Here is a 23,070-nt window from a genome sequence, read left to right on the forward strand (position 1 = left end):
CGCAGCGTGCGTCCCGGGGCCCGCGCGGCGGCGGTGCTGCTGGTCCGGGTGTCGATCACGTTTGTTAGTAGACCTGCCTTATTAATCGCAGGTCAACACTTCCCTGTGACCGTGACCACACCGTGATGAACCCACCCCCTTCCTCAGGGGGTGTGGTTGATCCGTGAGGGGGTCAGTGGTGGGGGTGGTGGTCCAGCCGCGGGCGCCGGCGAAGCGGACCGAGTGGGAAGCGACCTGGACGGCGGTGTCGAGGGCCTGGGCGACGGTGGTGCCGCGGGCGAGCTCGGCAGCGAACGCGCCGTGCAGCACGTCGCCCGCGCCGAGCGTGTCGACCACGTCGCCCGGCGCCACGTCGGGTGGACGCACGGACCGCACCGGCGTCGGGCCGTCGACGCGACCGGAGCGGTCGATCCAGCGCAGGGGTCTGGCGCCCGCCGAACGCGCGACAGTCCGCGGTCCCAGGGCGGCGACCGCCGCCAGGTCGGCCCACGACCCCGGCTCGGGTCGGTCCCCCTCCCCCGCCACCCGGTCGGACGGCAGCCGGAAGACGGCCGAGAGCACAGCGTGGTCGACGAGCGCCAGGACGTCCTCGAGCCCGTCCTTCCAGCTGCCCCCGTCGAGGGCCACTGGTACCCCGCGCGCACGGGCGTCCTGCGCGACGACCCGCGCCGCGCCGAGGTGGTGCCCGTCGAGCAGGACCGCCGCCGCCCCGTCGAGCAGCCCCGCGGCGGCACGGGCACAGGCCAGCGCAGCGAGGTCGCGCACCCCGGACGCGTTGACCGAGACGACGGCCCGCTCCCCTGTCGCCTGCGTGACCAGCACGGTCGAGACGGCGGGGCTCGCCTGCTCGCCCTCGAGCAGGTCCACCACGTCGACCCCCGCGTCCGCGAGGCCCGCGCGCACGAGGTCCGCGACGGGTCCGCTCCCGATCGCCGTGACCAGGCGCGTCCGCACCCCGAGCGCGACAGCGGTCGCCGCGGCGTTGGCCGCCGGGCCGCCGAACGTCACGTCGAGCCCGTGCGCGACGAGCTTCTCGTCGGCCGCGGGCACGTGGTCGACGACCTGGAGCACGTCGAGCGTGACCAGGCCGCAGCACACCAGCCAGGGGGTGCGGTCGTCCATCGGGATGCCTCCGTCCGGCGCACGCCGTCACATCCGTGCGCGCCGCCCTCACCCTAGGGCGGCCGATGCCGCACCCACGGGATCAGCGTCAGCGACCGGGCGGCAGGTCGGCCGGACGACAGTGCGGGCGGACCTCGGGCCGGCGGGTCCTGCTACCTTGCGACCCCGCCCGCAGCCCTGCGGCCCGCCCGACCCGGCCCCGAAGGTGCACCGATGATCCTGAGCATCGACCCCGGCTCCGCCGTCCCCCCGTTCGAGCAGGTCCGGGCGCAGGTCGCCGAGCAGGTGCGCGCGGGCACCGTGCCGCCCGGCACGCGACTGCCCACCGTGCGGCGGCTCGCCGAGGACCTGGGGCTCGCGACCAACACGGTCGCGCGCGCCTACCGCGAGCTCGAGCAGGCCGGAGTCGTGGAGACCCGGGGACGCAACGGGACGTTCGTGCGGGCGTCGGACGCCGCGACCGACAGCGCCGCCCTCGCGGCCGCCCAGGACTTCGTGCGGCAGGCGCGTGCGCTCGGTCTCGACGACGAGACGGCGCTCGGCTGGGTGCGCGCGGCGCTCCGCGCGGCTCAGTGAGCAGGGGCCGGCGCGGCTGCTAGTCCTGCTCGGTCGGCCCGGACGGGGTGCCCGGGGCCGGGCGCTCCACGAGGTACGCGTGCCCGTCGGGCCCGACCACCCGCGCGAGGGTCGTGCGCAGCTCCTGGTCGCGCCCGCGCTCCTCGGCGCTCGCGGGGCGGAGCGGTGCCTTGTGGTCGCCGAGCTGCGGCGGCCCGAAGATCGTCAGCAGCTTCTCCGTGATCCGCATGCCCAGCGGCGTCCTGCTCTTGTCAGCCATCGTGCCCTCCTCGTGCACCCGCACCGATGCGCTCGCGTCCGTCGCCCCGCGCGTCGACGAGCCACCACGTCGCGGCGCCGAGCACCAGCGCCGCGAGCACGACCGCCGGCCACGCGCCCACCGTCTGCGCCACCAGGTGGGAGCCGACGAAGGCCGCACCACCCACCAGCACCACGACGGCCACGCGCCACCACCCGACGCGCGGCACGGCACGGACCGCGCACCACGCGACCCCGGCGACGAGCACGACGCCCGCGAGCGCGCGCACGTGCGTCACCTGCCCCACCGCGAAGCCGACGACGAGGGTGAGCGCGGCGATCAGCGCCGTGGGGATGCGGGACACCGGACCACTCTAGGCAGCCCGCCTGGACCTGCTGACGCCCTGATCGCTCCCTGGTCCCGGGCGCGCCGGGCCGTCGGGGCAATACCGTGGTGCCACTGACCTGAACGAGAGGGACCCTTGTGACGACCGATCCGATCGACGCGACCACCACGACGGCCTGGGCGGACCTGACCGCGCAGCGTGACGCGCTCGAGCCTGACCTGCGCGCCTGGTTCGCGGCCGACCCCGGACGCACCGAGCGCCTCACGCGCACGGTCGCCGACCTGCATGTCGACCTGTCGAAGAACCTCGTGACGGACGACACCCTCGAGGCGCTCGTGCGCCTGGCCGACGAGGTCGGGCTGGCCCGGCACGTCGAGGCGATGTTCGCGGGCCAGCACATCAACGTGACCGAGGACCGCGCGGTGCTGCACACCGCGCTGCGCCGCCCCGCCGGCGCGAGCCCCGAGCTGGTCGTGGACGGCCAGGGCGTGGACACGGACGTGCAGCGCGAGCTCGACAAGGTCTTCGCGTTCGCCGACACGGTCCGCTCGGGTGCGTGGACCGGTGTGACGGGCGCGCGCGTCGCGACGGTCGTCAACATCGGCATCGGCGGCTCGGACCTCGGCCCGGTCATGGCGTACGAGGCGCTCGCGCCGTACGTCCAGGAGGGGCTGGAGCTGCGCTTCGTCTCCAACATCGACCCGACCGATCTGGCCGAGACGGTCAAGGGGCTCGACCCCACGACCACGCTGTTCATCGTCGCCTCCAAGACGTTCGGCACGATCGAGACGCTCACCAACGCCCGCCTGGCCCGCGAGTGGCTCTGGGAGCAGCTGCTCGCTGCCGGGGCGATCGAGGACACCGACGAGGCACACGCTCAGGCCGTGGCCCGCCACTTCGTGGCCGTGTCGACCGCGCTGGACAAGGTCGCCGCGTTCGGCATCGACCCGACCAACGCGTTCGGCTTCTGGGACTGGGTGGGCGGCCGCTACTCGGTCGACTCGGCGATCGGTACCTCGCTCGCGATCGCGATCGGCCCCGACGGGTTCCGCGACTTCCTCGCCGGCTTCCACGCGGTCGACGAACACTTCCGTACCGCTCCGTTCGCGCAGAACGTGCCCGTGCTCATGGGCCTGCTGAACGTCTGGTACGTCAACTTCCTCGACGCCGCGACCCACGCGGTGCTGCCGTACGCGCAGCTCCTGCACCGGTTCCCGGCGTACCTGCAGCAGCTGACGATGGAGTCGAACGGCAAGTCGGTCCGCTGGGACGGCAGCCCGGTCACGTCGCAGACCGGTGAGGTGTTCTGGGGCGAGCCCGGCACCAACGGCCAGCACGCGTTCTACCAGCTCATCCACCAGGGCACGCGCCTGGTCCCGGCCGACTTCATCGCGATGGCCAACCCCGCGTACCCGCTCGAGGACGGCGGCACCGACGTCCACGAGCTGCTGCTGGCGAACTTCTTCGCGCAGACCAAGGCGCTCGCGTTCGGCAAGACGGCCGAGGAGGTGCGCGCCGAGGGCACCGCGGAGGAGATCGTCCCCGCCCGCGTGTTCACGGGCAGCCGCCCCACGACGTCGATCCTGGCGCCGTCGCTGACGCCGTCGGTGCTGGGCCAGCTCATCGCGCTGTACGAGCACATCACGTTCGTGCAGGGCGTGGTGTGGGGCATCAACAGCTTCGACCAGTGGGGCGTCGAGCTCGGCAAGAAGCTCGCGCTCGAGGTCGGCCCGGCCGTCTCGGGCGATGCCGAGGCCCTCGCCGCGCAGGACCAGTCGACGCGCAGCCTCATCGAGTACTACCGGGCGCACCGCACGCGCTGAGCCCGCACGCCGTCGGGGTCCGGTCAGCCGGCCGGACCCTCGACGAGCGTCACGGTCGCCGTGCGTGCGGTGCCCGTGGCCTTGCTGACCCACCCGACCCGCACCCGGTCGCCCGGCTCGTGCTCGTCGATCCGGGCGCTGAGCTCGTCGGCCGATCTGACGTCGTGCCCGTCGAACGTGGTCACGACGTCTCCCGTCACGAGTCCGGCGCGGGCGGCGGGGGTCCCGGGCAGCACCCCGGCCACCGGGGCGCCGCGCACGGAGCCGAACGTCGTCGCCCAGGGAGCGCCGACCTGGGTGCCGCCGGCCAGCGCGCCGGTGGGGCCCTCGGTCGCGCCGAGCACGAGCTGCACCCCGAGGAACGCGGGGTAGCCGATGGTGACGGTGCCGCTCTCGTCGCCGCTGAGGACCTGCGCAGCGATGTCGAGCACGTCACCCACCGGGATCGCGTAGCCGCGCAGGTCCTCGTCCCCCACCGACGCCGCGGTCGTCATGCCCACGAGCTCACCGTCCGCGTCGAGCACAGCGCCGCCCGAGTCGCCCGCGACGACCTCGGCGTCGACCTCGATCAGCCCTTCGAGCTCACGTCCCACGGCGCTGCCCTGGGCCCGCGTCGTGATCGTCCGGTCGAGCGCCGTGACCATCCCCGCGGCGGCGACGAGGCTGTCGGCGCCGCGGGCGTTGCCGACCACCGTGACGCTGTCGCCCGGCGCCAGGTTCTCGTCCTGGTCCACCCGGACGGGCACGAGACCGTCCGGGTCGTCGATCTGGAGCACGGCGACGTCACGGTGCGCGTCCGACCCGACCACGGTCGCGGTGTAGGTGACCCCCGGTCGTCCGACGGTGACGCGCACCTCGGTCGCCCCCGCGATGACGTGGGTGTTCGTCAGGACCACGCCGTCGGCCGTGAGCACGAGGCCCGTGCCCGCCGCCTGGACGCCCTGGTAGCCCAGCGTCGTGTCGACCATCGCGACCCCGGTCTGCTGGTCGGTCCCGGCGGCGACAGGCTCGCGGGCGATCGTCGTGCCGGGCGCCGGCGCAAAGCTCCACGACCCGGGGTTCGGGCCCGAGGCGAGCGCCGACCCTCCGGCGAGCATGCCTGCCGCGAGCACCAGACCGGCGCCCCCCGCAACCGCCCTCCGCCGCGGACGGCGCCGTCCGGGCGCGCCCCTGCTGACCGGATCGTTGACCGGATCGCTGACCGGCTCCTCGCCCATCGCGCACCCCCGCACCGGCGCCCCTCCGGCGCCGCCCCCTGTCTCCAGGAGAACTCACGGCGGCCGAACCGGCCTGCGGTGGGGGCGTGCGCGTCAGGCCGCGGGGCCCTCGGCGAGCGTGACGTCGGCCGTCTGCGTGGTGCCGTCGGCCGCGCTGGTCCAGGTCAGCGTCACGGTGTCGCCCGGGTCGTACCCGGAGAGGGTCTGGGACAGCGCGTCGGACGAACCGACCGCGGTCCCGTCGACGGCCGTGATGGTGTCGCCCGCCGCGAGGCCAGTGCCGGCCGCGGGGGTCCCGTCGATGACACCGGCGATCGTCGCACCGGCCGGCGTGGTGCCGCGCTGCGGGGAGGCGCCGGGGCCGCCGGGCAGCACCTGCATGGTGCTGCTGCTCGTCCCGAGCTGCACCCCGAGGAACGCGGGGTACCCGATGCTCACGGTGCCCGACTCGTCGCCCGCGAGGATCTGCGCGGCGATGTCGAGGGCGTCGGCGACCGGGATCGCGTAGCCCGTGATGGCGGCCGCCCCGGACGAGGCCGCGGTGGTCATCCCGACGACCTCGCCGTCCGCGTCGTACACAGCACCGCCCGAGTCGCCGGCCACGACGTCCGCGTCGATCTCGATGAGCCCGTCGAGGGTCCGCCCCGCGGTGGTGCCCTCGTCCTGGGTCGTGATGGTCTCCTCGAGCGCCGACACGACGCCCGGGGCGGCGAGGAGCTCGCCGCCGCCCTCGGCGTTCCCGACGGCGGTCACGGCGTCGCCGATCGCGAGCGAGCCGTCCTGGTCGATCGCGGCGGTCGTCAGGCCCGAGGCGTCGTCGAGCTGGAGCACGGCCACGTCGTGCGTGGCGTCGGTGCCGACGACCCGCGCGGGGTACGTCTCACCGTTCTCGCCGAGGGTCACCTGCACCTCGGTCGACCCCGACACGACGTGGTTGTTGGTGAGCACGACCCCGTCCGAGGTCAGCACGATGCCGGTGCCCGCCGCGGCGGCCTCCTGGTACCCGAGGGTCGTCTCGATGATCACGAGCCCGGCCTGCTGCTCGGCGGACGCGGTGGTCGCCTCGAGCGTCGCCGACGACGACCCCGACCCCCCGTTCCGGGTGCCGCCCCAGCCGCCCCACCGCTGTGCGCCGCCACCTCCCGGCGCGGGCACCTCGAGCACAGGCGCCGAACCGCTCGTGGTGCCGGGCACGACGACGCTCGCAGTCGTCGGGCCGTCGGCCGGCGCGAGCACCCTGCCCCCGACGAGGAGCCCGCCCCCGAGGACGAGGGCGGCTCCCCCCGCCAGGAGCCGCCGCGCGAGGCGACCGCGCGGCGGCTCCTGGGGCGACGACGGTCCGGTCTCCGTGGGCGGGGTCCCCGGGCACTGACCACCGTGGCCGGGCACGTGTGTGCGTGCCTGCTGGTCGTCGAAACCCTGGCTGTGGTCCATGAGACGCCTCCCCACGGCACCCCGGTGGCGCCGTCCTCCTCAGGAGACCGCGCGAAGCCGGACGTTCGCTGTGAAGCCGCTGGACCGCAGCGATGGATCGGGGCCGGGTCCGAGGGGGCTCAGGCCTCGAAGCGAGCCGAGCGCTCGACCACGCGACCCTGGTGCGCCTGCGCGTCCCACGTGTAGACGCTCATGCCGTCGATCAGCACGTGCTCGGCACGCGAGGCCACGTCGAGCGGGTCGCCCGACCAGACCACCACGTCGCCGTCCAGCCCGGGCGCGAGCGCACCCACGCGACCGTCCAGGCCCAGGAACGAGGCCGGGTTGACCGTGAGCGCCTCGAGAGCCGTCTGGCGCGGCAGGCCGTCGCGGACGGCGAGCGCCGCCTGGAGGACGAGCAGGTTGATGGGGACGACCGGGTGGTCGGTGGTGATCGCGACGCGCACGCCGGCCGCGGCGATCGTCGCGAGGTTGACGATCGCGCGGTCCCGGAGCTCGACCTTCGAGCGGCTCGTGAGCATCGGTCCGAAGATCACGGGGACGTCGCGCTCGGCGAGCACGTCGGCGATCTTGTGGGCCTCGGTGCCGTGGTTGACCACGAGGCGGTAGCCGAACTCGTCGGCCAGCCGCAGCGCCGTGGCGATGTCGTCGTGGCGGTGCGTGTGCTGGTCCCACACGAGCTCCCCGTCGAGCACGCGTGCCAAGGTCTCGAGCCCGAGGTCGACCGCGAACGGCTCACCCTTCTGGGACGCGGCCGCCCGTGCCGCGCGGTAGTCCTGCGCCCGGGTGAACGCGTCGCGGATGACCAGCGCCGTGCCGAGCCGCGTGGAGGGGAGCTGCTTCTTCTCGGCGTAGACGCGCTTGGGGTTCTCGCCCAGCGCCGACTTGACGCTCACAGCGTCGCTGATGACCTGCTCGTCGATGGTGCGCCCGCCCCACGCCTTGAGCGCGACGCTCTGGCCACCGATCGGGTTGCCCGATCCGGGCTTGACCACGATCGAGGTGACCCCGCCCGAGAGCGCGTCACGGAAGCCCTCGTCGTCGATGTCGATGGCGTCGATCGCGCGGACGGCCGCCATGTTCGGCCCGGTCATCTCGTTGGTGTCGTTGCCCTCGAACCCGACGCCCTCCTCGTGGATGCCCACGTGCCCGTGCGCCTCGACGAACCCGGGCAGCACCCAGCGTCCGGTGGCATCGATCACGTGGGCGCCGGCCGGCACCACGACGTCGGCGCCGACGGCGGTGATGCGACCGTCCTCGATGAGCACGGTGCCGCCCTCGATCGGCGGGGCGGACACGGGGACGACGTAACCGCCGGTCACGGCGACGACGGACGGGGCGGAGGCGGGGCGGTAGGTCATGGACCCACCGTACGTCGCACGCACGCGGTCACCCGGGCCCGGGCCGCCCCGTGCGGAGCGTCCCGGTACGCGGTGGTGCGGGTCAGGCGAACGTGTCGAGCGTGGCCGTGCCGGCCTGCGAGATCGCGAGCTGGTCGGCCGTCACCGCGGCCTGGTCGGCGGCGAGGGTGGCCCGGTCCGCGCCCGCCCTCTGGTGCTCGGAGAGTGCCCGCTGGTCCACGAGCAGCTGGCGGCGCAGCGCTGCGAGGCTGGTGCTGGTGCTGGTGCTGGTGCTGCTGGTCGAGCTGGAGATCTCCATGAGGTGACGGTCCCTTCACGCGGGCGGCTCTCGCCCTCGTCCCGCTGATCGGCCGAGACGCCTGGACATGACGGTTCGGAACCTGAGGAGAACCTGTGGATCTCGCCGGTCCCACCCGGTCGGCCGCACCCGGCTCACCGGAGGCGGGCGTACCCTGAGCACCGCGGGGCCTCTTCGAGCGTCGGCGGTCGGCCGCTGCGAGGACCCGCTCTCCAACGACACCCGGGCCAGGCCCGGAGTCTGGTGTCTGATGAGCATCGCGTCGCACGCCCGCCCCCACTCGTCACCCTCGACCCGCTCGGCCCGGAGCTCCTCGGTGTGCCTGCCTCCCGAGTCGTGGTTCCGCGAGCCTGCGCCGGAGCCGACGGTCCGGCTCGAGCTCCACACCGACCCGGGTGAGAACCCGGTCGCCGGCGCGTGGTGGCCGTGGAACCGCGACCTCGCCGCCCAGGCCCCCGCCCTGCTGACCGCCGTCGGTGCCGCCTTCCGCTCGAGCGTCGTGCACCTCGTCTACGACCGGGCCAGCTGGTCTCCGGTGCCGCACCGCCTGCCGATCGGGGGCGGGTACGTCAAGGCCGGCTGGTTCGATCTCCAGGACCCGCACCAGGTCTCGCTCCGCATGTACGACGGGCACCGCGTGGTGCTGCTGGTGGTGCCGCCCGAGGCGGGTCGTCGGACCGCCCTGCGGGCGATGCACCAGGCCGCGGACCCGTACAACCGGCTCGGACCCGCGCAGATCCTGCCGCGTTGACCTACGCCTCTGGCCTTGCCCGCGAGAACCGTGTACAGTGACGAAGGATTTGCTGTGCTTGCACGTCATACATCGCCTGGTTTGACCGGGCGCGCGTTCCCGCAAGGGGCGGACGACGAACACCGTAATCACTAGGTCCCGAAATCCGGGGTCGTCTGCATTTGAGGAGAACAACATGGCTACTGGCACCGTGAAGTGGTTCAACGCCGAAAAGGGCTTCGGCTTCATCGCTCCCGACGACGGCGGCGCCGACGTCTTCGCGCACTACTCGGCCATCGCGAGCAGCGGCTACCGCTCGCTCGACGAGAACCAGAAGGTGCAGTTCGACGTCACGCAGGGCCCCAAGGGCCCGCAGGCCGAGAACATCACGCCGCTCTGATCGAGCGCGTCTGACTCACCAGGAAGCCCCGGCCGGGAACGGCCGGGGCTTCCTGGCGTCTCAGGTGCCGACTGGCGGCATCCCTGCAGGTGCGAGGGTGTCCCAGAGCCTGATCTGACGCGCCTGGGCCGCCGCGAGCTCGTCCGCACCCACTGTGACCTCGATGATCTGCCCGCTGCCGCGGATGCTCACGACGAGATCGTGATCCGCCTGTGCCGGCGCGAGGCGCAGGACCCACGCCGCGCGGGTGGGGGACGTCGAGGTGCCGTGCAGCGCGTGGGGCTCGTGCACCGGCGTCCCGAACGTCAGGCCGGGCTGCCGTGCCACGACCACGACCCCGTGCTCCGTGTCGTCTCCGGCCCTGGTGAGCATCTGCACCTCGTGGGCCGGCACCGGTGACCCGGGGGGCTCGTAGACCGTCACGAGGTACTCGATCTGCGCGTCCCACACCCACAGCGGCCCCACCACGTACGCCATGCCGTCGATCCGCCCTGCGAGCTGCACGTTCGCCACGCACCCCGGCACCACCATCTCGGCGTGGCGCACTTCGCCCGATCCCGTCACGGCTCCCCCTCGTTCCCGGTCGGCGCATGAGGTCTCGCGACCACGCACCACGTGAGTCCACCGAACACCGGAGCACCCCGGGCGGCAACCGCTCGGCGACCCGTGGACCGTCCGAGGCGCCGTTGCGCCTATCGTCGAGGGATGAGCACAGCCCCGAGCGCGGAGACGACCCGCCTGGACCGCTGGCTGTGGTCGGCCCGGCTGTTCCGTACTCGTGCCCTCGCCGCCGCCGCCTGCCGGTCAGGACACGTGCGCATCAACGGCTCGCACGCCAAGGCCGCCGCACCCGTGCGGGTCTCCGACGAGATCCGGGTACGGGGCGAGGGCCGCGAACGGATCGTCGTCGTCTCCCGTGTCATCGAGAAGCGGGTCGGGGCGGGCGTGGCCGCCGACTGCTTCGTCGACCACACTCCCCCGCCGCCGACGCCCGAGGAGACGCCGGGCGTCCCCGTGCGGGACCGCGGCGCGGGTCGCCCGACCAAGCGCGAGCGGCGCATCCTCGACCAGCTGCGCGGCCGCTGAGCTGCACAGGCTCGGCTCGAGGGCTCCGTTCGAGGGCTCAGCAGTCGAGCAGCTGCTGGCACCCGGCGTCTCCCGCACGGGTCAGGTGCGGCGAGAATGGGTGCCGTCGCCCTCCCACCAGGTGGACGTGTGCCCCGGAACGTTCGGTCCCGGGCCGTGTCCGTGGAATCCTCGGGGTGGCCCGCGGGTTCTTCTCGTGCGAGAGAACCCGCCGACGACCCGCACCGACGAGCAGAAGGCCCACCGTGAACCAGCCCCGCATGAACGTCGAGTCGTTCAACCTCGACCACCGCACCGTCGCCGCCCCCTACGTGCGGCTCGCCGACACGAAGGTCCTGCCCGGTGGCGACAAGATCGTCAAGTACGACGTGCGGTTCTGCCAGCCCAACCAGGACCACCTCGAGATGCCGTCGCTGCACTCGCTCGAGCACCTCATGGCCGAGCACTCGCGCAACCACTCCGACCGGGTGATCGACATCTCCCCCATGGGCTGCCAGACGGGCTTCTACGTGATCCTGCAGGGCGAGTGGGAGTACGACGCTGTGCTCGACCTGGTGCAGGCCACGCTCGAGGACGTGGTGCAGGCCACCGAGGTGCCTGCCGCGAACGAGATCCAGTGCGGGTGGGCCGCGAGCCACACGCTCGAGGGCGCGCAGGCCGTGGCTGCCGCGTTCCTCGCGAAGCGCGACGAGTGGGCGCAGGTGAGCGCATGATCGCCATCGACGCCATCGTCGTCACGGCCATGCCCGACGAGTCCGCGCCGTTCATCGAGCGCGCCGACTTCGTGGGCCAGCCCACCCAGGTCGGTCACGCGGTGCACCGAGCCCTGACGTTCGGCGGCCGCGGCGTGCTGCTCGTGCAGTGCGGCATCGGCCTCGTGAACGCGGCCACCGCCACGGCCGTCGCTGTCAACGCGACCAAGGCCCACGTGGTCGTCAGCGCGGGCAGCGCGGGCGGCATCGGGGCCGACGTGCGGGTCGGTGACGTCGTCGTCGGTTCGGACTACATCTACTCGGGGGCCGACGCGCGCGCCTTCGGGTACTCGCTGGGCCAGGTGCCGGGCATGCCCACGCACTACGTCGGTGACGAGGCGCTGCTCAAGACGGCCGCGAACGCCGACGTGCCCGATCTGCGCGTGCTGACCGGCACCATGATCTCGGGCGACGCGTTCATCGACGGGACCATGGTCGACCCGATCCGGGCCGCCTTCCCCGCCGCGCTGTCGACCGACATGGAGTCGGCGGCGATCGCCCAGACGTGCCACCTGTACGGGGTGCCGTTCCTGTCGGTGCGCGGCATCTCGGACCTGTGCGGCCCGCAGGCCAACGACGACTTCCTCGGGCACGTGGACGACGCCGCGGACCGCTCCGCACGCATCGTGATCGCGTCCCTGCCGGAGATCGCCTCGCGGTACTGACCACGGCGGGCCGCCTCCCTCCCGACGGTGCGGCGGGGAGGCGACCCGAGGTCAGCCGGTCATGCCGTGCGGGTCAGGCGCACGTGGGCGACGGACCCTGAGCTCGCGAGCTCGGTGCAGCTGTAGGCGTCGGACGCTTCGCTGACCCGCTCGAAGAGCCGCTCGCCGCTGCCCAGCAGGATCGGGACGATCGCCACGTGCAGCTCGTCGACCAGCCCCGCGCGCAGGTACTGCTGGATGGTGGACGCTCCCCCGCCCAGCCGCACGTCCTGACCGTCGGCCGCGGCGAACGCCTGCTCGAGCGCCGACTCGATGCCGTCGACCACGAACGTGAACGTCGTGCCGCCCTCCATGGTCACGGGTGGGCGCGCGTGGTGGGTCAGCACGAACACCGGGTGGTGGTACGGCGGGTCCACGCCCCACCAGCCGGTCCACGTCTCGTCCGGCCAGGCCCCGCGCACGGGGCCGAACATGTTGCGTCCCATGATCGTCGCGCCGATCCCGGCGTCACCCTGCTCGATGAAGTCGGCGTCCATGCCGACGTCCCCTCCGGGCAGGTCGTGGCTCTCCCGGAAGGGCCGCGTCGCGAAGACCCAGCCGTGCAGGCCCTCCCCGCCGATACCGAGCGGGTGGTCGAGGTCCTGCCCGGGACCCGCGGCGAAGCCGTCGAGCGAGACGGCGAGGTTGTGCACGCGCAGCTGGGGCATGGTCGCTCCGTCGTCGGTCTGTCGTGACCTCCTGGATGCCTTCGATCCTGGTGCATCCGAGCCGGTCGAACCACCCAGCCGACGCCGACGCGGGTCAGGGGGTGTCGAGCACGTGCCGCAGGTAGCGGCGGGGGTCGTCGAGGAAGCCGCGCCAGCGCAGCACGACCTCGAGGTCCTCCCACGCGCTCGTGCGCAGCCCCCACTCGCCGACCTCGGTGATCTGCGCGCCGGGCAGCGCGGCCAGCACCGGCGAGTGGGTCGAGAGGATGACCTGCGAGCCGCGCGCGACGAGGTCGTGGAGGTGCGCGACCAGCGCCAGGCAGCCGGTGAAGGACAGCGCGGACTCGGGCTCGTCGAGCACGTACAGCCCGTGCCTGGTCATCCGCTCGGACACCAGCGCGAGGAACGACTCCCCGTGCGACATCTCGTGGAACGCCGGTTCGGGGCCTCCCGGGTTGTCCTCGAGGTAGGTGTAGAACGCGTGCATGGTCTCGGCGCGCAGGAAGAACCCGCGGCGCGGCGCCCCCGCCTCCCGGCGCAGCAGCACGTGCCGCCACAGCTCGGACTCACTCGTCCGGGTGACGTGCATCGAGCCGGTCGAACCACCTTCGGGACCGAGCCCGAACGCGAGCGCCACAGCCTCGACGAGCGTCGACTTCCCCGCCCCGTTCTCCCCGACGAGCACAGTCGCCGGGGCCAACGGCCAGCCGTCGTCGAGCACCTGTGCCACGGCAGGGACAGCCCGGAACCACGCGTCGGCGGGTGGCCGGTGACGTGGGTCGGGGACGACGGCTCGCACGATCCCCGCAGTGGTCATGGCCCTATGGCTAGCACACGGCACCGACGTCGGGGGCTCGTGCGACGCGCCACCCGTTGCTCCATTCGGGGTACCCTCCCTGCTGCCGGACGGTCGACCGATCGTCCCGGTCCAGGAACGTCAGCCCTGCGCGGTCGCAACGGGATGTGCGACAGCGAGCGGAGCACCGAGCACCATGATGGGCGCGCACCACGCAGCGACCGGCGCGGCGGCATGGGTCGCCGTCGCCGGCACCGTCCCCTTCACGTTGGGCTGGTACCCGGTGTCGAGCTCGGGGCTGCTGGTCGGCTCGATCGTGTGCGCGGGCGCCGCGCTGCTGCCCGACGCCGACCACCACGCGGGCACGATCAGCCGGTCGCTGCCCCCGCTGTCGAAGGTCGTCACACGGGGCATCGCCGCCGTCTCGGGCGGCCACCGCCACGGAACGCACTCGCTGCTGGCCATCCCGCTCGCCACCGCGCTGGCGTTCGCGATCGGGCTCGTGGGGCTCGAGAGCGAGACCTTCGGCCGCATCGCGATCGGGGCAGGCCTCGTGTCGGTGCTGCTCGTCGCGTACGCCCTCAAGGGGTTCCACCTGACGCGGGAGGGATCGTGGCGGCTCGCCTGGTTCCTCGCCGTGACGATCTCGGTGGCTGTCACCCTCTTCTCGTCGAGCAGGTGGGACTGGCTGCCGGTGTGCGTGGGGCTGGGGGTGGCCGTGCACATCGTCGGCGACATGCTCACCAAGGGCGGCGTCCCGCTGCTGTGGCCGTGGGAGCCCCGCCCACCGGCCTGGTGGAACGAGATCCCGGTGCTCAACGACATCTGGCAGCGCGGCGGTCGCATGGGGCTGCCGATCCTGGGCCGCACGGGATCGATCCGCGAGTGGGCGCTCGCGATCCCGGTCTCCCTGTACGCGAGCTACGGGGCCGTCGCGGCCGTCATGGGGATGCTCGGCCGGTGACGCACCCGCACACCTGCGGACGTGCTGTGGCCGGAGCGCCGCCGACACGGTAGACCGGACCAAGGCGGGCGGTGCCGGGCCGGTCGCGCACCACGGGGGGTGGAGCGATGAGTGTCGCCAGGACGGTCGAACCGCTGCTGCGGCAGTCGCTGGGCCAGGACGTCCCGATCCGCATCAGGTGCTGGGACGGGAGCACGACCGGGCCCGCGACCGCCCCCGTGCAGCTCACGTTGCGGCGCCGCCGCGCGCTCCGGCACCTGCTCTGGTCCCCCGACGAGCTCGGCTTCGCCCGGGCGTTCGTCGCCGGCGACCTCACCCTCGAGGGCGACCTCCTCACGGGCCTCGAGGAGCTGCAGCGGGTCGCCGCGCCCGGTGACGGCCCCGGGGTGCAGGTGACCACGGCGACGAAGCTCGCGCTCGCGCGCGCGGCGATCCGGCTCGGGGTCGTCGGGCCGCGCCCCCGGCCCCCCGCCGAGGAGGTGCGCCGGCTGCGCGGTGTCCGGCACTCGAAGAGCCGCGACGCCCAGGCCGTCTCGCACCACTACGACATCGGGAACGACTTCTACCGGCTCGTGCTCGGCGACACGATGACGTACTCGTGCGCGTACTGGGACCGCCCGGACGCCGACCTGGACGCCGCCCAGATCGCGAAGTGCGACCTCGTGGCCCGCAAGCTCGGGCTGCGACCCGGCATGCGGGTGCTCGACGTCGGCTGCGGGTGGGGCACGTTCGCGCTGCATGCGGCGCGCACGTACGGAGTGCACGTCGTGGGCGTCACGCTCGCCCGCGAGCAGGCCGCGTTCGCACGCAAGCGCATGGCCGACGAGGGGGTCGCGGACCTGGTGGAGATCCGCGTGCAGGACTACCGCGACGTGCACGACGGCCCGTACGACGCGATCGCGAGCGTCGGCATGGCCGAGCACGTCGGTGCAGCGATGCTCTCGACCTACTCCGCCGACCTCTTCGCGCTGCTGCGCCCCGAGGGTCGGCTGCTGAACCACGCGATCGCCCGGAGACCCCGGGCCGACGACGACGCCCCGGCCCCCCGGCGCGGTCTGCGGGCGTCGACGTCGTTCGTCGACCGCTACGTCTTCCCCGACGGCGAGCTCGAGACGCTCGCCACGATGGTCGGTGCGATCGAGGGCGCCGGGTTCGAGGTGCGCGACGTCGAGTCGCTGCGCGAGCACTACGCCCTGACGCTACGGGCCTGGGTCGCGAACCTCGAGTCGCGCTGGGACGAGGCCGTGGCGGTCACGAGCGCCGGCCGTGCACGGGTGTGGCGGCTGTACATGGCGGGCTCGGTGCTCGCGTTCGAGTCGGGCCGGATCGGCGTCAACCAGGTGCTGGCCGTCCGACCGGCCAGTGGTGGGACGAGCGGCATGCCGAGGACCCGAGAAACGCTGCTGGCCCGGCAGGTCGCCGCTCCCTGAGCGCACCGACCCACCGGGCACGGAACCAGGCGACCGCGTCGCGTCAGGGGCGGTTCTCGCAGCCGACGCCGTCACCATCCCGGTCGAGGTGCTTGCCGTAGCCCGGCGAGCCCAGCAGCACGGGTGCGGCGCCTGCCGCCCACGCCGCGGTGCAGTTCTTGAAGTAGACGGCATCGCCAGCGACCTCGGGTGCCGGTTCGGGTGCCGGCTCAGGCGCCGGTGCGGCGGGAGCGGGCGCCGGGGCGGGGGCGGCAGGTTCGGCCGCGGGCGGCGTCTCCACCACCGGCTCCGGGGGCACGGTCGCCCCCGACGGCAGCGGCTCGTCGGGACATGTCGAGAGCACGCTGACCATGGCGTTCTGCTCGGCCTGCGTGACCCACAACCCGTAGGTGTACTTGACGCCCACCTGACGTGCGACGTACGCGCACCGGTAGGCCTTGTGGGGCGGCAGCCACGTCGCGGCGTCACCGGCCTGCTTCTGCTGGTTGAGCGGGCCGTCGACCGCGAGCAGGTTGAGGAAGTCGTTGGCGAACTTCTCGCGCGTCGCCGCGTCCCACGCCTGAGCGCCCTTCTGCCACGCGTCCGCGAGCGCCACGACGTGGTCGATCTGCACCGCCGACGAGGTGCTCTGACCTCGCTCGAACGCGATGCTGGCGCCGCTGTAGGGATCCGCGAGCACCCCCGACAGGACCACGCAGCCCTTCGTGCCGGGCTTGAGGGCGATGTCGGTCAGGTCGCGGGCGAGCACGTCGTTGCGCTGGTCGCAGCCGTTGCGGTCCACGTCCTTCCACGCGCCGCCGAACTGGTCGCGTGCGTAACCCGTCTTGGGCGCACGGCCCTTGACCTCGAGCAGCATCACGGTGGCCAGAGCGGTCCGAGGAGTCGCACCCGCAGCCGCCTGGGCGACGTCCACCTCGTCCGCGAGCTCAGGGGTCGCCAGCGCGGCGACCTCGTCCGCGAGCAGGGCGGCGTCCGAGAAGTCGGGGTCGGACGACTCGTCGGCGGCCGACGCTGCCGACGTGCTGAGGGTCGGGCTCGCGGCCGTGCTCCCCTGTCCCGCGCACCCCTGCGTCAGCAGGACCGCACCGAGGACACCGCCGAGCAGGACGAGACGTCGGGCAGCCCGGGGCCGACCCGGGATCGCGGTGCGCATGCCCCGGTCATCGGCAGACCGAGTGCCGAATGGGAGGTCTCCGGTGGGTGACGTCGACCACGGGCGGGCCCGCGTTCGCGGCTCACGGGAAGATCGGACGGCCTCGGCTTCGGTCGCTACGACGCGCCGACGACGAACTCCTCGTCGTCGATGAGGACCGTCAGGTCTGCGGCGTCCGGAGCGTCCGGAGGCAGCCGCAGAACACTTGTGGTCTGTGCCGAGTCAGCCGTGCAGATCTCGTCCGGGGTCACGTCTCGTTCCAGCGTGACGCGCAGCACCTGCTCGTCCTCGTCCCAGGTGGCGCTGACCGGCACGTGGGGGCAGCTGGAGCTGCCCAGCGTCACGACGAGAAGATGTCGAGGGTCGTCGTCGGTGGACACGGCCAGGGGGACCGGGGTGGCGACGTCGGGCGGCGCACCGGGTCTGACGGTGGCGAGGTCGGCAGGGTCGGTCGACAGTGACCGGTCGCTCTCGGTCGACGCTGACCGGTCGTCGCAGCCCGGCACGAACAAGGCCACGCCCAGCGCGACCGCGCCGAGTCGCCACCGCCGAGGTCGTTGCGCTTGCGACGTCATGGGGAGCACCTCCGATGCCGGCCACGATGAGGGGGTGGGGCCACCTGGATGGTGTCGTCAGCCCCCCAGTCCTTGCGGGCCGCGTCCGTCCACGCCCCTCCCAGCGTCGTCGACCGCGCGCGGCTCGGGGGCCCACCGCCATACTCGGCGTGTGAACCGCACCGTGTCCGCGTCGCTCGCCGGTGTCGCCTCGGGGGCGCTCACGCTCGGGGTCGCCTCGCTCGCCGCCGCCGTCGTCTCGCCGCTGTCGGACCCGCTGCTCGCCCTCGGCGGCGCGTTCGTGGACGCGACGCCCCGCTGGCTCAAGGACGCGGCCGTGCAGCTCTTCGGCACGAACGACAAGCGGGCGCTGACGGTCGGCACCGTGCTGGTCGTGGCGGCGCTCGCCGCCCTCGCGGGGGTGCTCGCCGAGCGGTGGTGGGCGCTCGGAGCCGGGCTGGTCGTGGTGCTCGGCGGGGTCGCCGCCGTCGCGGCGGCGACCCGGCCCGACGCCGGGGCGCTCGCACCGCTGCCGAGCCTGCTCGGGGCCGGGGCCGGGCTGGTCGCGCTGCGCCTGCTGCTCAACCGGCTCGACACGTCCGACGCCCCGACCACGCCCGACCCCGCGGACGAACCCACGGCCCTCCCGCCGGCCGCCGGTCGACGCACGTTCCTGCTCGCCGCCGGGGCGGTCACGGTGGTCGGCGTGGTCGGGGCCGTGGGCGGACGGGTGCTGGGGGCGAGCCGTCGCGCGGTCGATGCGGCCCGCGACGCACTGCGGCTGCCCACCCCGACCCGCACCGTGAGCGTGCCTGCGGGTGCGGGCGCCGCGCTCGACGGCACGGCGGTCGGGGGCCTGGACCCGTGGGTCACGCCGAACGCCGACTTCTACCGCATCGACACCGCGCTGGCGGTTCCTCAGGTCGACCCCGCGGCGTGGTCGTTGCGGGTGCACGGCCTGGTCGAACGCGAGGTGACGCTCACGTTCGACGAGCTCCTCGCGGACGACCTCGTCGAGGCCTGGGTCACGCTCGCGTGCGTCTCGAACGAGGTGGGCGGCGACCTGGTCGGCAACGCGCGCTGGCTCGGCCTGCCGCTGCGCACGCTGCTCGCCCGGGCCGTCCCGCGCGACGGCGCCGACATGGTCCTGTCGACGAGCGCCGACGGCTTCACGGCGTCGACGCCGCTCGAGGTCCTGACCGACGACCGCGACGCGCTGCTGGCGGTGGGGATGAACGGCGAGCCCCTGCCGTTCGTGCACGGCTTCCCGGTGCGGATGGTCGTCCCGGGGCTCTACGGGTACGTCTCGGCGACCAAGTGGGTCGTCGACCTCGAGGTCACCCGCTTCGCCGACGCCACGGCCTACTGGACGGACCGCGGCTGGTCGCCGCGCGGACCGGTCAAGACGCAGTCGCGGATCGAGGTTCCGCGTGCGGGCGCCTCGGTCGACGCCGGGCGCGTCGTCGTCGCGGGCACCTCCTGGGCCCAGCACCGCGGGGTCGTGGGTGTCGAGGTGCGGGTCGACGACGGTCCGTGGCATCAGGCCACCCTGGCGGCCGACGGCGGCATCGACACCTGGCGCCAGTGGGCGTACGCGTGGGACGCCGAGCCGGGCCGCCACACCCTGCAGGTCCGCGCGGCCGACCCCGACGGCCCGCAGACCGGGAAGGTCACCGGCACGGTGCCCGACGGCGCGACCGGCTACGACACCGTGACCGTCGACGTCAGCTGACCTCGCCTGAGGTGATGTCAGGCCCGCGGACTGCTACACGACGTCGGCCACCTGGGCTGCGTCGGGGTCCCCCGGCGCGGGGGTCTCGAGCCGGGACCCAGGGATCGCGGCCAGCAGGTCGCGCGTGTACTGCTCGCGCGGGTGGTCGAAGACCTCGTCGGTCATGGCCGCCTCGACGATCCGTCCGTCCTGCATCACGCAGACCTCGTCGGCGATCTGGCGCACCACCGCCAGGTCGTGCGTGATGAACAGGTAGGTCAGGTCCAGCTCGGACTGCAGGTCGTTGAGCAGCGTGAGGATCTGCGCCTGCACCAGCACGTCGAGGGCGGACACCGCCTCGTCGCACACCACGACGTCAGGTTCGAGCGCGAGGGCCCGCGCGATCGCGATGCGCTGGCGCTGGCCGCCCGACAGCTCGTTGGGGAACCGGCGCAGCGTCGACTGGGGCAGCGCGACGAGGTCGAGGAGCTCGCGCACCCGGGCCTCGCGCGAGCGGCGGCCCCCCACCCGGTGGACGCGGAGCGGTTCCTCGATGGTGCGGAAGATCGAGTACATCGGGTCGAGCGAGCCGTACGGGTTCTGGAAGATGGGCTGCACGCGACGCCGGAAGTCGAAGAGCTGGGCCCGGTCGAGCGTGCTCAGGTCGGTCCCCTCGAAGAGGATCTTCCCGCTGGTCGGGTCGAGCAGGTTGAGCACGATGTTCGCGACCGTGGACTTCCCCGAGCCGGACTCCCCCACGAGCGCCGTGGTGGTGCCGCGCCGCAGCGTGAACGACACGTCGTCGACGGCCGTGAACTCCTGGGTGCGGCCCGGCCGTCCGCCGGGCAGCCGGAAGACCTTGGTGAGGTGGTCGACCACCACGAGGTCGTCGCGGCGGTCGATCTCGGCCTGGTCGCCGCCGGTCGGCGCGAGCAGCTCGGTGGCCTCGACGCCCCGCTCCTTGGCGCTCTGGATGCGCCGCGACGCGAGCGAGGGCGCCGACGCGACGAGACGCTGGGTGTACGGGTGCCGGGGAGCGCCGAGGATCTCGCGCGCGGGGCCGGACTCGACGACCCTGCCCTGGTACATCACCACGAGGTGCTCGGCCCGCTCGGCAGCGAGGCCCAGGTCGTGCGTGACGAGCAGCACCGCGGTGCCGAGCTCACGCGTGAGCCCCTCGAGGTGGTCGAGGATCGTGCGCTGCACCGTGACGTCGAGCGCGGACGTCGGCTCGTCCGCGATGAGGAGCTTGGGGCGTGCTGCGAGCCCGATCGCGATGAGGGCGCGCTGCAGCATCCCGCCCGAGAACTCGTGCGGGTACTGCTTGGCCCGCCGCGGCACGTCGCGCAGCCCGGCCTCGGCGAGCAGCTCGTGCACGCGGGCGGTCGCGGCGGCGCCGGTCGCGACGCCGTTGGCGACCAGCGTCTCCTTGACCTGGAAGCCGACCTTCCACACCGGGTTCAGGTTGGACATCGGGTCCTGCGGCACGAACCCGATCTCCGAGCCGCGCAGCGCCACGATCTCCCGGCGTCCCGCCTGCGAGATGTCACGACCCTCGAACAGGATCGACCCGCCGGTGACCCTCCCCGTGCCCGGCAGCAGGTCGATCACGGCGTGCGCGGTGGTGGACTTGCCCGATCCGGACTCGCCCACGATCGCGACGGTCTGGCCCGCGTACACCGTCAGGTCGACGCCCCGCAGGGCGCGCACCGGACCGTTCGCGGTCGAGAACGACACCTCGAGGTCGCGGATCTCCAGCAGCGGGGTGTCGACAGGGGTCCGGGTGTCCGCGGTCGTCGCGGCGGTGACCAGGCTCATCTCTTGCGCGCCTTCGGGTCGAGGGCGTCGCGCACGACGTCGCCCATCATGATGAAGCTCAGCACCGTCAGGGCGAGGGCCCCGGCGGGGTAGAACAGCACCTCGGGCCGCGTGCGCAGCGAGGCCTGGGCCTTGGCGATGTCAGCGCCCCACGACGTGATCTGGGGCGGCAGCCCGATCCCCAGGAACGACAGCGTGGCCTCGGCGACGATGTACGTGCCCAGCGCGACCGTCGCGGTGACGATGACGGGGGCCGAGGCGTTCGGGACCACGTGCCGCACGAGCGTCCCGGCGCGCGTGGCCCCGAGCGCCTTGGCAGCCGAGATGAAGTCCGCGTGCTTGACGGCCATCACCGCCCCGCGCGTCACGCGGGCGAGCTGCGGCCAGCCGAACAGCCCCAGGACGAGCACCACCGTCAGCACGCTGCGGTTGTCCTTGAACATCTGCATCACGACGATCGCGGCGAGCACGAACGGGACGGCGAAGAAGATGTCCGTGACCCGTGACAGGAGCGCGTCGAACCACCGGCCGTAGAAGCCGGCCACGGCCCCCACGATCCCGCCCACGACCACGACCATCAGCGTGGTGAGCACCCCGACCGCGACCGAGGCGCGCGCACCGTAGACGGTCCGGGCGAAGATGTCGCAGCCCTGCCGGTCGAAGCCGAACGGGTGACCGTCGGTCGGGCCGCGCAGGCTGTTCCCGAGCTCGCAGAACCGCGGGTCGAGCGAGGTGAACAACCCCGGCGCGACGGCGGCCGTGACCACCAGCACGATGAGGCCCGCGGCCACCCAGAACAGCACCCGTCGCCGCAGGTTGCGCCAGGCGTCGGTCCACACGCTGGTGGGTGCGACCGACTCGTCGACCTGGTCGACCGCGTCGAGCCCCGCCGCGTCGAACGTCGCGACGACGTGCTCCTGGTACGGGCGGACGCGGGCGTCAGGCATAACGGATCCTCGGGTCGAGCGCGGCGTAGAGCAGGTCGACGCACAGGTTGGCGACGATGTAGATCACGACGAGCACGGTGGTCAGCGACACGACGGTGGTCGCCTGGCCCTGCTGGATCGCCCGGAAGAGCGTCCCGCCCACGCCGTTGATGTTGAAGATCCCCTCGGTGACGATCGCACCGCCCATCAGCGCACCGAGGTCGGTGCCGAGGAACGTCACCACCGGGATGAGCGAGTTGCGCAGCACGTGCACAGTGACGACCCGGTGCCGCGGCAGCCCCTTGGCGGTGGCGGTGCGGACGAAGTCGGCCGTGAGGTTCTCGGCCACCGACGTGCGGGTCAGCCGCACCACGTAGGCGAACGACACGGTGCCGAGCACGATCGCCGGCATCAGCAGCGTCCGCAGGCTCACGTCGGACCCGACGGTGGGGGGCAGCCAGCCCAGCTTCACCCCCACCACGAACTGGAGCACGAAGCCGACCACGAACGTGGGCACCGAGATGAGCAGCAGGCTCACGACGAGCGCGGACGCGTCGAACAGCTTCCCCTTGCGGAGCCCTGCGACCAGGCCCACGACGATGCCGAGCACAGCCTCGAACGCCAGCGCGAGCATCGCGAGCTGGAACGTGACGGGCAGCGCGTCACCGATCACCTCACGGACCGGTCGCCCCGAGAACGTGGTGCCGAAGTCGAACGTGAAGATGCCCTGGAGGTAGAGCAGGTACTGGACGAAGAACGGCTTGTCGAGGTTGAACGCCGCCCGGATCTGATCGGCCACCGCAGGGTTCAGGTTGTGCTGGCCCCCCAGCGCGAGCACCGGGTCACCCGGGAGCGCGAAGACCATCGCGTAGATCAGCAGCGTCGCCCCGAGGAAGACGGGGACCATCTGCGCGAGCCGTCGGCCGATGTACCAGGCCACCGCTCCTCCTTCTCGTGGAGCGC

At 73.2% G+C, this 23,070-nt stretch carries 25 protein-coding genes; 10 read left to right on the plus strand and 15 right to left on the minus strand.

What is annotated here, in order from left to right; genetic code table 11:
• Positions 1–81: 81 nt before the first annotated feature.
• Positions 82–1,122, minus strand: a complete 1,041-nt coding sequence (locus ACGIF2_RS05555) for a PfkB family carbohydrate kinase (RefSeq protein ID WP_396044373.1) — start codon at positions 1,120–1,122, stop codon at positions 82–84.
• A 213-nt stretch (positions 1,123–1,335) separates the two neighbouring features.
• Between ACGIF2_RS05555 and ACGIF2_RS05560 the strand changes: the two genes are divergently transcribed.
• The gene (locus ACGIF2_RS05560) at positions 1,336–1,698 is read left to right on the plus strand and encodes a GntR family transcriptional regulator (RefSeq protein ID WP_396044376.1); all 363 of its coding nucleotides are present in this window, start codon (positions 1,336–1,338) and stop codon (positions 1,696–1,698) included.
• 19 nt (positions 1,699–1,717) lie between these two features.
• Here the strand turns inward: ACGIF2_RS05560 and ACGIF2_RS05565 are convergent, their stop codons facing one another.
• Positions 1,718–1,957 carry a hypothetical protein gene (locus ACGIF2_RS05565; RefSeq protein WP_396044379.1) on the minus strand — a complete coding sequence of 80 codons (240 nt, stop codon included), beginning with the start codon at positions 1,955–1,957 and terminating at the stop codon, positions 1,718–1,720.
• The gene (locus ACGIF2_RS05570) at positions 1,950–2,300 is read right to left on the minus strand and encodes a hypothetical protein (RefSeq protein ID WP_396044381.1); all 351 of its coding nucleotides are present in this window, start codon (positions 2,298–2,300) and stop codon (positions 1,950–1,952) included. Before ACGIF2_RS05570 ends, ACGIF2_RS05565 begins: the two co-directional genes overlap by 8 nt.
• 119 nt (positions 2,301–2,419) lie before the next feature.
• Here ACGIF2_RS05570 and pgi point away from each other — a divergent pair, with 119 nt between their 5' ends.
• Complete coding sequence (gene pgi / locus ACGIF2_RS05575) at positions 2,420–4,105, plus strand: glucose-6-phosphate isomerase (RefSeq protein ID WP_396044383.1); 1,686 nt, start codon at positions 2,420–2,422, stop codon at positions 4,103–4,105.
• Positions 4,106–4,128: 23 nt separating this feature from the next.
• Here the strand turns inward: pgi and ACGIF2_RS05580 are convergent, their stop codons facing one another.
• The 4 genes from ACGIF2_RS05580 to ACGIF2_RS05595 all read right to left on the minus strand — a co-directional run bounded on the left by ACGIF2_RS05580 (position 4,129) and on the right by ACGIF2_RS05595 (position 8,415).
• On the minus strand, positions 4,129–5,202 hold the full coding sequence (locus ACGIF2_RS05580; RefSeq protein WP_396044385.1) for a S1C family serine protease: 1,074 nt from the start codon (positions 5,200–5,202) through the stop codon (positions 4,129–4,131).
• 213 nt (positions 5,203–5,415) lie between these two features.
• Positions 5,416–6,756, minus strand: coding sequence for a S1C family serine protease (locus ACGIF2_RS05585; protein WP_396044387.1), 1,341 nt, complete (start codon positions 6,754–6,756; stop codon positions 5,416–5,418).
• Positions 6,757–6,875: 119 nt separating this feature from the next.
• Positions 6,876–8,117: an amidohydrolase gene (locus ACGIF2_RS05590; RefSeq protein WP_396044389.1), complete on the minus strand. Its 1,242-nt coding sequence runs from the start codon at positions 8,115–8,117 to the stop codon at positions 6,876–6,878.
• Positions 8,118–8,199: 82 nt separating this feature from the next.
• Positions 8,200–8,415 carry a hypothetical protein gene (locus tag ACGIF2_RS05595; protein ID WP_396044391.1) on the minus strand — a complete coding sequence of 72 codons (216 nt, stop codon included), beginning with the start codon at positions 8,413–8,415 and terminating at the stop codon, positions 8,200–8,202.
• Between the two features lie 250 nt (positions 8,416–8,665).
• Here ACGIF2_RS05595 and ACGIF2_RS05600 point away from each other — a divergent pair, with 250 nt between their 5' ends.
• Both ACGIF2_RS05600 and ACGIF2_RS05605 read left to right on the plus strand, forming a co-directional pair.
• A complete protein-coding gene (locus ACGIF2_RS05600) occupies positions 8,666–9,166 on the plus strand; it encodes a DUF5994 family protein (protein WP_396044393.1) in 501 nt (166 codons plus the stop codon).
• 175 nt (positions 9,167–9,341) lie between these two features.
• Complete coding sequence (locus tag ACGIF2_RS05605; RefSeq protein WP_066582527.1) at positions 9,342–9,545, plus strand: cold-shock protein; 204 nt, start codon at positions 9,342–9,344, stop codon at positions 9,543–9,545.
• Between the two features lie 60 nt (positions 9,546–9,605).
• Here the strand turns inward: ACGIF2_RS05605 and ACGIF2_RS05610 are convergent, their stop codons facing one another.
• Complete coding sequence (locus tag ACGIF2_RS05610; RefSeq protein ID WP_396044395.1) at positions 9,606–10,109, minus strand: hypothetical protein; 504 nt, start codon at positions 10,107–10,109, stop codon at positions 9,606–9,608.
• A 141-nt stretch (positions 10,110–10,250) separates the two neighbouring features.
• Between ACGIF2_RS05610 and ACGIF2_RS05615 the strand changes: the two genes are divergently transcribed.
• The 3 genes from ACGIF2_RS05615 to ACGIF2_RS05625 all read left to right on the plus strand — a co-directional run bounded on the left by ACGIF2_RS05615 (position 10,251) and on the right by ACGIF2_RS05625 (position 12,048).
• A complete protein-coding gene (locus tag ACGIF2_RS05615) occupies positions 10,251–10,631 on the plus strand; it encodes an RNA-binding S4 domain-containing protein (protein WP_396044397.1) in 381 nt (126 codons plus the stop codon).
• A 260-nt stretch (positions 10,632–10,891) separates the two neighbouring features.
• Positions 10,892–11,344, plus strand: coding sequence for an S-ribosylhomocysteine lyase (locus ACGIF2_RS05620; protein ID WP_396044763.1), 453 nt, complete (start codon positions 10,892–10,894; stop codon positions 11,342–11,344).
• A complete protein-coding gene (locus ACGIF2_RS05625; RefSeq protein WP_396044399.1) occupies positions 11,341–12,048 on the plus strand; it encodes a 5'-methylthioadenosine/adenosylhomocysteine nucleosidase in 708 nt (235 codons plus the stop codon). Before ACGIF2_RS05620 ends, ACGIF2_RS05625 begins: the two co-directional genes overlap by 4 nt.
• A gap of 59 nt (positions 12,049–12,107) precedes the next feature.
• On the opposite strand, the gene ACGIF2_RS05630 is transcribed toward ACGIF2_RS05625, so the two are convergent.
• Complete coding sequence (locus ACGIF2_RS05630) at positions 12,108–12,755, minus strand: dihydrofolate reductase family protein (RefSeq protein ID WP_396044401.1); 648 nt, start codon at positions 12,753–12,755, stop codon at positions 12,108–12,110.
• A gap of 94 nt (positions 12,756–12,849) precedes the next feature.
• Positions 12,850–13,572 (minus strand): AAA family ATPase, encoded by a 723-nt coding sequence (locus tag ACGIF2_RS05635; protein WP_396044403.1) that lies wholly within the window; start codon positions 13,570–13,572, stop codon positions 12,850–12,852.
• 178 nt (positions 13,573–13,750) lie between these two features.
• Here ACGIF2_RS05635 and ACGIF2_RS05640 point away from each other — a divergent pair, with 178 nt between their 5' ends.
• On the plus strand, positions 13,751–14,515 hold the full coding sequence (locus ACGIF2_RS05640) for a metal-dependent hydrolase (protein ID WP_396044405.1): 765 nt from the start codon (positions 13,751–13,753) through the stop codon (positions 14,513–14,515).
• A gap of 107 nt (positions 14,516–14,622) precedes the next feature.
• On the plus strand, positions 14,623–15,945 hold the full coding sequence (locus tag ACGIF2_RS05645) for a class I SAM-dependent methyltransferase (RefSeq protein WP_396044407.1): 1,323 nt from the start codon (positions 14,623–14,625) through the stop codon (positions 15,943–15,945).
• A gap of 43 nt (positions 15,946–15,988) precedes the next feature.
• On the opposite strand, the gene ACGIF2_RS05650 is transcribed toward ACGIF2_RS05645, so the two are convergent.
• On the minus strand, positions 15,989–17,098 hold the full coding sequence (locus ACGIF2_RS05650) for a DUF1524 domain-containing protein (protein WP_396044409.1): 1,110 nt from the start codon (positions 17,096–17,098) through the stop codon (positions 15,989–15,991).
• Between the two features lie 116 nt (positions 17,099–17,214).
• Positions 17,215–17,673 (minus strand): hypothetical protein, encoded by a 459-nt coding sequence (locus ACGIF2_RS05655; RefSeq protein ID WP_396044412.1) that lies wholly within the window; start codon positions 17,671–17,673, stop codon positions 17,215–17,217.
• Between the two features lie 151 nt (positions 17,674–17,824).
• Between ACGIF2_RS05655 and ACGIF2_RS05660 the strand changes: the two genes are divergently transcribed.
• Positions 17,825–19,384 carry a molybdopterin-dependent oxidoreductase gene (locus ACGIF2_RS05660; protein WP_396044414.1) on the plus strand — a complete coding sequence of 520 codons (1,560 nt, stop codon included), beginning with the start codon at positions 17,825–17,827 and terminating at the stop codon, positions 19,382–19,384.
• 33 nt (positions 19,385–19,417) lie between these two features.
• Here the strand turns inward: ACGIF2_RS05660 and ACGIF2_RS05665 are convergent, their stop codons facing one another.
• From ACGIF2_RS05665 to ACGIF2_RS05675, 3 genes are read right to left on the minus strand one after another with little or no spacing between them, the layout of a single operon-like run.
• Entirely contained in the window at positions 19,418–21,181 is a 1,764-nt protein-coding gene (locus tag ACGIF2_RS05665; RefSeq protein ID WP_396044416.1) for a dipeptide ABC transporter ATP-binding protein, read from the minus strand.
• Complete coding sequence (locus ACGIF2_RS05670) at positions 21,178–22,128, minus strand: ABC transporter permease (protein ID WP_396044418.1); 951 nt, start codon at positions 22,126–22,128, stop codon at positions 21,178–21,180. The genes ACGIF2_RS05665 and ACGIF2_RS05670 overlap by 4 nt, the downstream gene beginning before the upstream one ends.
• Positions 22,121–23,047, minus strand: coding sequence for an ABC transporter permease (locus ACGIF2_RS05675; protein ID WP_396044420.1), 927 nt, complete (start codon positions 23,045–23,047; stop codon positions 22,121–22,123). Before ACGIF2_RS05675 ends, ACGIF2_RS05670 begins: the two co-directional genes overlap by 8 nt.
• Positions 23,048–23,070 lie beyond the last annotated feature (23 nt).

The organism is Cellulomonas sp. P22, assembly GCF_044392165.1.